The sequence below is a fragment of the Telluria antibiotica genome, from assembly GCF_011682055.1.
GTDB classification, from domain to species: domain Bacteria; phylum Pseudomonadota; class Gammaproteobacteria; order Burkholderiales; family Burkholderiaceae_D; genus Telluria; species Telluria antibiotica.
Window position 1 is genome coordinate 232,460 of the sequence record NZ_JAAQOM010000014.1, and the last position, 12,416, is coordinate 244,875.

The window sequence follows — 12,416 nt, forward strand, 5'->3', positions numbered from 1 at the left end:
GGCTTGCGGACAGAGGGTCTCTGCTTTGGGGATCGAACAATGTCACTAAAACAACTGCGGCGCGTCGTCGTTGTCGGCGGCGGCTCGGCGGGGTGGATGGTTGCGGCCGCGCTTTCCAGACTCTTGCTGCGCGACGATGGGCGCGAACACTGGACGATCGAATTGATCGAGTCCGAGGAGATTGGTACCGTCGGGGTCGGCGAGGGAACGATTCCGGCGATCAGGGCATTCAATTCGGCGCTGGGCATCAGCGAAGACGAGTTTCTTCGAGAAACGAAGGGAACGTTCAAGCTCGGTATCGAATTCGTCGGCTGGAACGCACCGGGTAGCCGATATTTTCATGGGTTCAGCGACGTCGGACGGCCAATCGATGGGGTGCCATTCCATCAGTACTGGCTGCGCTTGCGCAAGGCCGGATTCGCTCATGATTTCGCGGATTACTCGATCAATTCGGTAGCGGCGCTTCAGGGCCGTTTCATCCGGCCACGGCAGGACATGGCGCACTCACCCCTCGGCGAGATTGGTCATGCATTTCATTTCGATGCGAACCTGTACGGCCGCTATCTGCGCCGGCGCGCCGAGCAGCAGGGCGTCGTGCGGACCGAAGGCCGTATTGGCGAGGTCTTGCGCGATCCGCACAATGAAAACATCGCGGGACTGCGTCTGTCCGACGGCCGGCTGATCGAGGGGGATTTGTTCATCGATTGCTCCGGCATGCGCGCGCTACTGATCGAGCAGACCTGCGCGGCTGGCTTCGAGAACTGGTCGCATTGGTTGCCGTGCGATCGCGCGCTCGCCGTGCCGTCGGAATCGGCCTTGCCGTTGTTGCCGTACACGCGCTCGACTGCGCGTTCCGCGGGATGGCAATGGCGGATACCGCTCCAGCACCGCATCGGCAATGGCCACGTGTATTCGAGCGCCTTCATGCAGGACCGCGAAGCGGCAGATGTGCTGCTGAGTACTCTCGATGGCAAGCCGCTGGCCGAGCCGCGACTGCTCCGGTTTGCCGCCGGCCGCAGGAAGCGCACCTGGGTCGGCAACTGCGTCGCCATCGGCTTGTCGAGCGGCTTCGTCGAGCCGCTGGAATCGACCAGCATTCACCTGGTCCAGTCGGCCATTACGCGGCTGATGGACCTGTTTCCTCATGCGGGCCTCGACGCCGCCGACATCGCCGCGTACAACCGCCAGACGCAGTTCGAACTCGAGCGAATTCGCGACTTCATCGTTCTGCATTACAAGCTCACGACGCGCGCTGATTCTCCATTCTGGAATTATTGCCGGGAGATGCCGATTCCCGACACATTGGCCGAAAAGTTGGAGCTGTTTACCTCGAACGCGCGGATCCATCGGGTCGATACGGAACTGTTCCGCGAATCGAGCTGGGTCCAGGTCATGCTTGGGCAGGGTTTGGTCCCGAACGGATATCACCCCGTTTGCGATATTCATCCCCTGCCGCGGCTGCGGGCGTTTGCCGACGATATCCGGGACATCGTCGGCCGTTGCGCGGCCACGATGCCGATGCATGAGGATTTTATTGCCAGCTCTTGCCGGGCACGGGACGAAGATCATTTCACCGTGCCGACATAGGCACCGGCCGTCCGGCCTTTCTTCAACCGCCCGGGTGTCGTCCCGTCATAGCAGGCGCCTCCTTGGTGGCCATCCACAGATGACGCGGCGCAGAACCCAATTACATTCACCATGAAAATACGATATTCAATTCTTGCTTCGATGCTGGCGCTCATTTCCTCCTCCGCAAGCACAGCGTTTGCAGATTCGTCGACCGCGCAGCTCGCCGACTGGCCGCGCGTCACGAGCGCAATCGCTACCGATCCGGCGCTCGAAGCCCGGGTGGCAGCCATCGTGTCGGGCATGACGCTCGAACAGAAAATCGGCCAGATGACGCAGGCCGAAATCAAGACGGCATCGCCTGACGACGTACGTCGCTACTATCTCGGCTCCGTGCTGAATGGCGGCGGTAGCTGGCCGGGCGGGAACAAGCATGCGACCGCGGCACAGTGGCTGGCCTTGGCCGATCGCTACTACGAGGCTTCGGTGTCCACCGACATGAAAGACAAGGTGCCCGTCATCTGGGGCATCGACGCGATTCACGGTAACAGCAACGTCTTTGGCGCGACGCAGTTCCCGCACAATATCGGCCTCGGGGCGGCGCATGACAGCCGCCTCGTCGGCCGGATCGGCGAGGCGGTCGCCAAGGCGACGCGCGCGACCGGTATCGCCTGGGTATTTGCGCCCACCTTGGCCGTCGTGCGCGATGTTCGCTGGGGACGTACCTACGAGAGCTTTTCCGAGGACGGCAGGCTGGTGAACGAGTACGCCCGCGCCTACGTGAAGGGATTGCAGGGCACGTTTGCCACCGACGGTAACGTCATCGCGACCGCCAAACATTTCATTGGCGACGGCGGCACGGATGGCGGCAAGGACCAAGGCGACAACAAGTCGACCAGGGCGCAGATGATCAACGTCCACGGCCAGGGCTATTACGGCGCGTTGGCCGCCGGCGCACAGACCGTCATGGCGTCCTACAACAGCTGGAACGATGTCGCAGCCAGCGTCGACTACGGCAAGATGCACGGCTCGAAGGTCATGCTGACCGACGTCCTGAAGACCAAGATGGGATTCGACGGGTTCGTCGTCTCCGACTGGAACGGCATCGGCCAGGTGCCCGGCTGCAGCAATGCCAGCTGCGCCCAGGCGATCAATGCCGGCATCGACATGGTCATGGTGCCGGACGACTGGAAAGCCTTCATCGCCAATACCGCCGACCAGGTCAGGAAAGGCGAGATCCCGATGTCGCGTATCGACGACGCGGTGACGCGCATCGTTCGGGTGAAGCTGCGTGCAGGGTTGTTCGGCAGGAAGCCGTCGGACAACCGTTACGCCGGCAAGCAGGCGGCCTTGCAAGCGCGGGCGTTGGCGCGCGAAGCCGTACGCAAATCGCTCGTCCTGCTGAAGAACGATGGCGCAGCATTGCCCCTTGCACGCGGCAGCCGGGTTCTGGTGGTGGGCAAGAGTGCCGACAGTCTGCCGAACCAGACCGGTGGCTGGACGCTCACGTGGCAGGGAACCGACAACAAGAACAGCGATTTTCCGAACGGCGACACGATCCTTGCCGGCATCGTCGAGGCGGTGGGCAGTTCCAACGTTACCTACAGCGCCGATGCGTCCGGTATCGACCCATCCCGATTCGACGTCGTGATCGCCGTCATCGGCGAGACGCCTTATGCGGAAGGCGCCGGCGACATCGGCGCGACTGGCACGCTGCGCCACACGAGCCGGTACCCTGGCGATCTCGCGGTCCTGCAGGCGGTTGCAGGCAAGGGCAAACCCGTGGTCACGGTGTTCGTTGCCGGCCGTCCGTTGTACGTCAACGACCTGATGAACCTGTCCGACAGTTTTGTCATGGCATGGCTGCCGGGCACCGAAGGCAAGGGCGTGGCCGATGTCTTGTTCCGCGACGCGAAAGGCAGGATCGCACACGGCTTCAACGGCACGTTGTCGTTCACCTGGCCAGGATCGGCATGCCATGCAAGTATCGATACGGTGCGCAACGGCCATGACACCTTGTTCGCGCGCGGCTACGGGCTGAATTACCGCAGCACGAAGACCGTCGGCAAGCTCGAGGTCCGGTATCCGGCCGGCGGCTGCGGCACGAGCAATGCCTATCCGATCTTCACCCAGGCGGAACATGCGACCTGGCCGCTGTACGTCGTCAGCGGTGCGCAGCGCGTGGCGCTGGGTTCCGATTTGAACAAGGCCGTCGTGCTGCCGACCATCCGGGTCGATACGGTGCAGGTCAACACGCAGCAGGATGCAAAGCTGGTGACCTGGGCGGGCGCTGGGCGCATCGAAGCGAAGCCGTCCATCGCAATTGCGCTTCCTGATTTCGCCACAAGGGATGGCGTGCTCCAGTTCGATACCTCGGTCAAGATGGCGCCGACCGCGAAGGTCACGATGGCACTTGGGTGCGGCGAGAACTGTGGAGGTGAAGTGAACTTGACTGACGTGTTCACGCGCCTCGCAACGCTGCCCAAGGCAACCGTCAAGATTCCGCTTGCCTGTTTCGTCGCGCAAGGCGCCGACCTGACGAAAGTGGACGCGCTGTTCGGCATCGCGACGGACGGGCCGTTTGCGGCCGCATTCACCAATATCCAGATCGTCGGCGGCGCCGCCAAGGACAAGGACGCGCTGCGTTGCGAGGAGATTCGATGAATGCCTACGACGATGGCCCACGTCTCCTGGCGGATGTGGGCGGGACCAACGCGCGCTTCGCTCTCGAGACGGGACCTCGGTCGATCGTGGCCGTCGAAGTGCTTCGTTGCGACGACTTCGAGAATTTGCATGCGGCGATAGGTGCCTACCTGGCGCAGGTTGCGGATGTGGTCGGCACGTACGGACCCGTGCGCCACGCCGCGATCGCGATCGCCAATCCTGTCGACGGCGACGTGGTCAATATGGTGAACAGGCACTGGAGTTTCTCGGTCGAGGCCCTGCGTGCGGAAGCGGCATTGGAAACGCTGCTCGTCGAGAACGACTTCGCGGCGCTGGCGATGGCACTGCCGCATCTCGACGCCGGGCAGTGCCGGCAGGTGGGCAGTGGTGTCGGCCAGCGCGGACGTCCGCTCGGACTGATCGGTCCCGGCACGGGGCTCGGCGTGGCCGGGCTGATCCCGGTCGGTCCGGGCTGGGCCCCGTTGCCGAGTGAAGCAGGGCACGCGACCTTCGCGCCAGCGGATGACGTCGAGGTCAACCTTCTGCGCGCGTTGTGGAACGAGCGCGGGCATGTCTCGTGCGAGCGCCTGCTTTCCGGTTCGGGGCTCGAGGCGATTCATCGCGTCCTTTCCGGAAGCGACCTTCCCGCACACGAAATCACCCGCGCCGCGCTCGACGGCGACAGCGTCGTGTGTGTCGAGGCGGTGATGCGTTTTTGCGCCATCCTCGGCACCGTTGCCGGCAACGTGGCGCTCGCGTTCGGCGCAACCGGAGGCATGTACATCGGCGGGGGGATTGTCCCGCGCTTCGGTGAGTTGTTCGATCGATCGCCGTTCCGTGCACGGTTCGAGGACAAGGGGCGTATGAATTCCTTCTTGGCGCCGATTCCCACCTATCTGATCACCGAGAAGTATCCAGCCTTTCCCGGTATCTCGGCCATGCTCGCCGGGCGTTTGGCCAGCCAGCAATAATTACAGGAGCTCGATATGGGTTTTGCGTCAAATACATCCACCACCACAACGGTCCCGAATGATGTTGCCGGGACGTCGCATAAGCGCACGGGACCGCTGGTCATCGTCACCATCCTGTTTTTCATGTGGGGTCTCCTGACGTCGCTGAACGACGTCCTGATCCCGCATCTGCGAGCCGTCTATACGCTCAGCTACGTGCAGGCGATGCTCGTGCAATTTTGCTTTTTCGGCGCGTACTTCATCGTGTCGCTGCCGGCCGGCATGCTGATCCGGAAAATCGGCTATCAAAGCGGCGCCGTCGCGGGTCTCGTGATCGCGGCCGCGGGATGCGCCTTGTTCTATCCAGCCGCCTCACGCGGTTACGCTCTATTTCTGTTTGCATTCTTCGTGCTTGCCGCCGGCATCACGACGCTGCAGGTTGCCGCGAATCCGTACGTGACGGCGTTGGGCGATCCACGCACGGCCTCGAGCAGATTGACGCTGACCCAGGCATTCAATTCGCTGGGAACGACCGTCGCGCCGACGCTCGGCGGCATGCTGATCCTGTCCGGCGCGGGCGCTCTGGCTGCCGACCGGATCCATCTGCTGCCTGCGGCGCAGCAGGCGCTGTATCGGGCCAAGGAGGCCGCCACGGTCCAGGGCCCATACCTGGCGCTCGCCGGCATGCTGCTCCTGTTGGCGATCCTTTTCGCGGCTGCGCGTCTGCCCAGGATCGTCCATCACGATGACGCGGCACCGGCCGGCTTGCGCGCGCTCCTGTCCCATCGCAATCTCGTGCTTGGCGCGATCGGGATCTTTCTCTATGTGGGAGGCGAAGTCAGCATCGGCAGCTTCCTGATTAATTTCCTCGGCGACGACACGGTGGCGGGCCTGACGCCCGCGGCGGCGGCGCACTATGTCAGCTGCTACTGGGGTGGCGCCATGATTGGACGTTTCATCGGATTCGCCGTCATGCGCCGCGTCAGCCCCGGGAGGGCGCTGGCGTTCAACGCCGGGTGCGCGATCGCGTTCATCCTGACGGCAATCTTCAGCCACGGACATATCGCGATGTGGGCGATCCTCGCCGTCGGCTTGTTCAACTCGATCATGTTCCCGACCATCTTCAGCATGGCACTGCATCGGCTTGGAAACCTGACCGGTCATGCCTCCGGCGTACTGTGCATGGCGATTGTCGGCGGCGCGCTCGTCCCGTTCGTACAAGGCGTCGCGGCCGATAGCGTCGGCTTGCACTGGTCGTTCCTGGTTCCGGCCGCCTGCTACACGTTCATTTTCTATTTCGGCCTCGCACATGCCGGCATGTACCAGGCGGGACGGGACTGAAGGTCGCGGGATCAGCCTTGGAATACGATACAAAATCAACACGGGGTATTCATGATTAAAACTATGCGGGCAGGAACTATCGTGCTTTCGCTATTGCTTGCAGTTGGCGTGAACGTGGCGCATGGTACCGAATCGGCGGCCGTCGACCGGCGCGTGGATCGACTGCTCAAACAAATGACGCTCGAGGAGAAGGTCGGCCAACTGACCCAATACTCGGCCGAGTCGAAAGCGACGGGGCCCGTCGCCATCGAGTCCAATGTGCGCGACGGGATACGCAGCGGCCGCGTCGGTTCGGTGTTCAGCGTCGTCGGCACGAACAGCACGCGCCAGTATCAGGAACTCGCTTTGCAATCGCGCCTGAAGATACCGCTGCTGTTCGGTATGGACGTGATCCACGGGTACAAGACCACCTTCCCGATCCCGCTCGCCGAAGTGGCCAGTTGGGATCTCGAGGCGATCCAGCGCAGCGCCCGCGTCGCCGCCACCGAAGCGGCGGCGGGCGGCATCCATTGGACGTTCGCGCCGATGGTCGACATCGCGCGGGATCCGCGCTGGGGGCGCGTCATGGAAGGTGCAGGCGAAGACACCTATCTTGCGTCGCGGGTCGCCGCCGCGCGGGTAAAAGGATTCCAGGGCAGGCAGCTGGGCGACGCCGACGCCGTCATGGCGTGTGTCAAGCATTTTGCGGGTTATGGTGCAGCGGTCGGCGGGCGTGACTACAACAGCGTCGACATGAGCGAGCGCATGTTGTGGGAAACCTATCTGCCGCCGTTCAAGGCGGCGCTCGATGCCGGAGCGTCGACGTTCATGACGTCGTTCAACGACCTGAATGGCGTTCCCGCTACAGGCAACAGCCATCTGCTGCGCGATATCCTGAAGGGCAAGTGGGGGTTCACCGGCTTTGTCGTGTCGGACTGGAGGTCCGTCGATGAAATGGTCGACCACGGCTACGCGGCCGACAACAAGGACGCGGCGCGGATCGCGCTGAATGCGGGTGTCGACATGGATATGCAGAGCGGCGTCTACCAGGGCAACCTGGTGCAACTGGTGCGCGAGAAAAAGGTCAAGCTGGCCGACGTCGACGACGCAGTGCGCCGTATCCTGCGCAAGAAGTTCGAACTCGGCCTGTTCGAGGACCCCTATAAATTCAGTGACGCCGAGCGCGAACGTCAGGCGCTGAATAATCCGGAACACCGGAAAGCGGCCCGTGACATCGCGGCAAAAAGCATCGTGCTTCTGAAAAACGACGGCGCTGTGCTGCCTTTGTCCAAGTCGGTCAGAAAGCTGGCCCTCATTGGTCCAATGATCAAGCAGGGCGTGGAAAACCATGGCTTCTGGTCGGTCACGGTTCCTGGTGTCGACTATGCACATCAGGCGGTGTCGACATGGGACGGCATTGCCGCAAAGCTGGGTAAGGACACGACGCTTCTTTACGCCAAAGGCAGCGACATCGATGGCGAAGACCGTTCAGGGTTTGCTGAGGCCGTCCGGGTCGCGAGCGAGGCCGACGCGGTGGTGATCGAGGTCGGCGAACGCTGGGATGCGAGTGGAGAATCCCGGAGCCGGGCCAATCCGACCCTGCCGGGGGGGCAGGAGGATCTGATCAAGGCCATCGTCGCGACCGGCAAACCGGTGGTGGTCATGATCAACGCCGGCCGTCCGCTCGTGTTCGATTGGGTGGCCGACCACGCCCCTGCCATCCTCTACACCTGGTGGCTGGGCAGCGAAGCAGGCAACGCGGTGGCCGATGTGTTGTTCGGTGACGTGAACCCGAGCGCCAAGCTGCCGATGACCTTCCCGCGTAGCGTCGGGCAGATCCCGATCTACTACAACCATTTCAATACCGGCCGGCCGGCGCCCACGCCCACGACGACGGAATGGGTGTCAGGCTACATCGACCTGGTCAATTTACCGCGTTTCCCCTTCGGCTTCGGCTTGAGCTATACGACGTTCCGTTATGACGATTTGAGACTGGACCGTGAGACGCTGCGCGGCAACGATAAACTGCAGGTCAGAATGACGCTTACCAATACGGGCAAGGCTGCCGGCGAGGAGGTCGTTCAGCTATACCTTCGCGATCGCGTCGCCTCCGTGGTCCGGCCGGTGAAGGAGCTCAAGGGATTTCAAAAGGTAGCGCTGGCGCCGGGCGAAACGAGAACAGTGGAATTCACGATCGACAAGGAAAGCCTCTCCTTCTTCAATTCGGCGTTGCGCTGGGACGCCGAGCCCGGCGAATTCGACCTGATGGTCGGTGCATCGTCGGACGATATCCGGCTGCGATCCAGTTTCCAGTATGTTCGCTAGTTGGATACCTGAGTGGCTGTTGTTTCCGTAAGGCGATTAGAATTACTCAAGCAGTCCTGCTTGACGTAAAATTTCGCGGGTATTCCTGCGCCGCGCTGCCCGGACGTTTGCGGCAGCGCGGCGGTTGGCCCAATCCAGCGAAATGAGGTCTGCCATCTCCTTGCCGAAGCGCTTGCTCGTGTTCTCGCTTGTGCTTGCGGCCTTCTTGGTGGCGAGCCGGGGGCGCGCCGTATCCGATGTGACGGTGATTCGGTTTTGGACCATGGGCCGCGAGGGCGAGGTCATAAAAGACTTCGTCGACGAATTCGAACGTACCCATAAGGGCATACGGATCGACGTCCAGCAACTGCCGTGGGCATCGGCACACGAAAAGCTGCTGACGGCCTTCGCCGGCGATTCCAGCCCCGATATTTGTCAGCTGGGCAATACCTGGATACCGGAATTCGTCGCCCTCGGCGCATTAGAATCGCTCGACGATCGGGTTGCCGCATCGAGCGCCATTTCAAAGGCGGATTATTTCCCCGGCATATGGGAATCGAATCGCGTAGACGAGCGTTTGTATGGTATCCCGTGGTACGTCGATACGCGGCTGATGTTCTACCGTAAGGACATCCTGGCTTCGGCGGGGTATGCCGCGCCGCCAAAGGACTGGGATGAGTGGAAGCGAGCCATGGCCGCCATCAAAACCAAGGCCGGCCAGGATAAATTTGCCGTGCTGTTGCCTACGGACGAATTCGAGCCATTGCTTGCACTCGCGCTTCAACAGGACGAACCGCTGTTGCGTGCAAATGGACGTTGGGGTAACTTCCGCAGCGCGGGTTTTCGGCGCGCACTGCAGTTTTACAACGAGGCCTTCCAGCGCCATTGGGCGCCGCGACTGGCTACGGGCCAGGTTTCCAACTTGTGGAATGAATTCGGCCGCGGCTATTTTTCCTTCTATATTTCGGGCCCGTGGAACATCGGCGAGTTCAAGCGCCGCCTGCCTCCCGATTTGCAAGACCGCTGGATGACGGCCGCACTACCCGGACCGAACGGCCCCGGAACATCGATCGCCGGCGGCGCCAGTTTCGCAATCTTCCGCAGCTCCAGGCACAAGGATATTGCGTGGCAACTCGTGGAATTCCTCTCGCGTGTCGATATACAGCGGCGCCTGTTCCATGCCATCGGCGACCTGCCGCCGCGCCGCAGTGCCTGGGATGATCCTACGCTCGCTGACGACATCTACGCGCGGGCGTTTCGCGACCAGATGGAGCGTGTGAAATCGCCGCCAAAGGTGGCGGAATGGGCGCGTATTGCCACCGAAATGCGCCTTGTGGCCGAGGTCATGGTGCATGGGGGCCTGACCGTGGACGAAGCGGCACGAGAACTCGACGCGCGTGTCGACCGAATCCTGGAAAAGCGGCGCTGGATGCTCGATCACGGGCACGTGCCATGAGAATGGAACGTGCGGCATGGTGCTTCGTTGCGCCAGCCTTGATTGTCATTGCAGTGTTCTTCTTGCTGCCGGCACTGGCTGCGTTTGTCATCAGTTTGACGGATTTCGATCTCTATGCGCTCGCCAGCCTCAAGAACCTGCGCTTTATCGGACTGCGCAACTACATCGACCTGCTGCATACGCCGCTGTTCTGGAAAGCGCTCGGCAACACTCTGTATTTCGTGGTCGTCGGCGTGCCTGTGTCGATCGCGACATCCCTCGCCGCCGCGGTACTGCTGCATTCGAAGGTCGCACGCTTCAAGTCCTTCTTTCGCACGGCGCTCTTCGCGCCTGTCGTTACATCGCTTGTTGCGGTCGTGGTGATCTGGCGTTACCTATTCCATGCGCGCTACGGGTACATTAACTATGTTCTTGGCGGACTCGGCATGCCGAAGGTCGACTGGCTCGGCGATCCGCACTGGTCGATGTTTGCGATTATCGTATTCAGCGTCTGGAAGAATTTCGGCTACAACATGATCATTTTCATCGCCGGCCTGCAAAGCATTTCCGAGGATCTGTACGCCGCCGCGAAACTCGACGGCGCCGGCCATTGGGCGCGGTTCCGTTACATCACGCTGCCGATGCTCGGCCCGACCATTGTGATGGTGAGTATTCTGACCATGGTCGGCTACTTTCAAGTGTTTGCCGAGCCTTACGTCATGACGGAAGGTGGACCGATGCAAAGCACGGTGAGCGTGCTGTATTTCATGTATGAACAGGGCTTCAAGTGGTGGAATATCGGATCCGCGTCGGCCATCGCATTCATGCTGTTCCTGCTGATGTTTTCGATCACGCTGCTGCAGCTCAAATTCACGCGGCTTGGCGACGAACAATGAAACCAGTCTTTGCTAGAAGTGTCAAAGGCGGGCTGATAAACGCGCTACTGCTCTGTGGCGCGGCATTGATCCTCTTTCCGCTGGTCTGGATGCTGTCGGTATCCTTCATGGCGCCCGGCGAGGCCAGCAGCTTCCCGCCGCCGTTCTTGCCTGCACATCCGACATTCGCGAATTATCGCGAGCTGTTTGATCACCACGACATCGGACTTTACCTGCTCAATAGCATGCTGCTGGCGACTGCGGCGACGCTGATTTCGCTCACTTTCAACGTCGCAGCGGGATATGCATTCGCCAAGTTGCGATTCTCCGGGCGCGATCGCATTTTCAAGCTGATACTCGGCGTACTCGTGATTCCCGGGCAGGTCACCATGTTGCCGCTTTTTCTCATGTTGAAGAGTGTCGGTCTGGTCAACACGTACGTCGGCGTCTTGGTTCCTTCAATGGTCAGCATCTTCGGCATTTTTCTCGTGCGCCAGTACGCGCTTGGAGTTCCCGACGTGCTGTTGGATGCCGCGCGCATCGATGGTGCCGGCGAATTCCGAATTTTTCGCTCGATCGTCCTTCCTCTTCTGGCGCCCATACTCGTCACGCTCGCGATCTTCAGCTTTCTCGCCAGCTGGAACGACTTCATGTGGCCATTGATCGTGTTGGCCGGGAACGAACATTACACGCTTCCGGTGGCATTGGCGTCGTTTGCGCGTGAGCACGGCCATGATAACGAAATGATGATGGCTGGTTCAGTTCTGACCGTCGTTCCGGTGTTGTTAATATTCATCGGACTTCAACGCTACTACATGCGGGGGATGCTGATCGGCAGCGTGAAGGGATGATAAGTAGGCGATCAATATTGTTCGAAGGCTGGTCATTTGGCCTGCTGCGGATTCCACGGACACCAAGTTAAGGTGGAGAATGGAATCAGAAAGAATCAATGACAGCAACAAGACCATTTAATTGCGAGTTCAAGCTTGCGGTGTTGGTTGAGGAGCGAGGCGTCCCGGTGCGCCAGGCGGCTGAATCGCTACAAGTATGGCGGCGAACATCTATCGCAACGACGGGCGTCCAGCGTAGGAGTAATTCAGTAGGGGCTGCGTACGGCTTTGTTGCATTTTTTTGCAATATCTCGGATTGTCGGCTTGCGAGCCAGTAAGTTGTAGGAGCCTGTCAGATTTTCTGTGTGGAACGGGGTCATGAAATAATCCGGAAAGGACTGTTCCATGACCGAAATAATGACCACGAAGAAGCCCAAGAAACAGAAAGCACCATACCCGTTCCCGGTCGAGC

The 12,416-nt window shown here is 61.0% G+C and carries 10 protein-coding genes; 8 read left to right on the top strand and 2 right to left on the bottom strand.

The features are described 5' to 3' along the window. Window positions 1-39: 39 nt before the first annotated feature. Window positions 40-1,587: a tryptophan halogenase family protein gene (locus HAV22_RS22530; protein WP_166862006.1), complete on the top strand. Its 1,548-nt coding sequence runs from the start codon at window positions 40-42 to the stop codon at window positions 1,585-1,587. Here the strand turns inward: HAV22_RS22530 and HAV22_RS22535 are convergent. Then, the gene (locus HAV22_RS22535) at window positions 1,566-1,742 is read right to left on the bottom strand and encodes a hypothetical protein (protein ID WP_166861817.1); all 177 of its coding nucleotides are present in this window, start codon (window positions 1,740-1,742) and stop codon (window positions 1,566-1,568) included. The two genes, HAV22_RS22530 and HAV22_RS22535, sit on opposite strands and share 22 nt — an antisense overlap. Here HAV22_RS22535 and HAV22_RS22540 point away from each other — a divergent pair. The 7 genes from HAV22_RS22540 to HAV22_RS22570 all read left to right on the top strand — a co-directional run bounded on the left by HAV22_RS22540 (window position 1,729) and on the right by HAV22_RS22570 (window position 11,965). Then, a complete protein-coding gene (locus tag HAV22_RS22540) occupies window positions 1,729-4,230 on the top strand; it encodes a glycoside hydrolase family 3 protein (protein ID WP_229421362.1) in 2,502 nt (833 codons plus the stop codon). The two genes, HAV22_RS22535 and HAV22_RS22540, sit on opposite strands and share 14 nt — an antisense overlap. Next, window positions 4,227-5,201 (top strand): glucokinase, encoded by a 975-nt coding sequence (gene glk, locus HAV22_RS22545; RefSeq protein ID WP_166862008.1) that lies wholly within the window; start codon window positions 4,227-4,229, stop codon window positions 5,199-5,201. The genes HAV22_RS22540 and glk overlap by 4 nt, the downstream gene beginning before the upstream one ends. A 15-nt stretch (window positions 5,202-5,216) precedes the next feature. Further along, window positions 5,217-6,521, top strand: coding sequence for a sugar MFS transporter (locus HAV22_RS22550; protein ID WP_166862009.1), 1,305 nt, complete (start codon window positions 5,217-5,219; stop codon window positions 6,519-6,521). Between the two features lie 81 nt (window positions 6,522-6,602). Then, window positions 6,603-8,825: a beta-glucosidase BglX gene (bglX, locus tag HAV22_RS22555; protein ID WP_371869709.1), complete on the top strand. Its 2,223-nt coding sequence runs from the start codon at window positions 6,603-6,605 to the stop codon at window positions 8,823-8,825. A 160-nt stretch (window positions 8,826-8,985) separates the two neighbouring features. After that, entirely contained in the window at window positions 8,986-10,260 is a 1,275-nt protein-coding gene (locus HAV22_RS22560; protein WP_208296321.1) for a sugar ABC transporter substrate-binding protein, read from the top strand. A gap of 2 nt (window positions 10,261-10,262) precedes the next feature. Further along, entirely contained in the window at window positions 10,263-11,135 is an 873-nt protein-coding gene (locus HAV22_RS22565) for a carbohydrate ABC transporter permease (RefSeq protein WP_166862011.1), read from the top strand. Next, window positions 11,132-11,965, top strand: a complete 834-nt coding sequence (locus HAV22_RS22570) for a carbohydrate ABC transporter permease (protein ID WP_166862012.1) — start codon at window positions 11,132-11,134, stop codon at window positions 11,963-11,965. The genes HAV22_RS22565 and HAV22_RS22570 overlap by 4 nt, the downstream gene beginning before the upstream one ends. Before the next feature lie 245 nt (window positions 11,966-12,210). On the opposite strand, the gene HAV22_RS30895 is transcribed toward HAV22_RS22570, so the two are convergent. Next, the coding region (locus HAV22_RS30895; RefSeq protein WP_208296323.1) for a hypothetical protein at window positions 12,211-12,416 on the bottom strand (206 nt) is incomplete at its 5' end.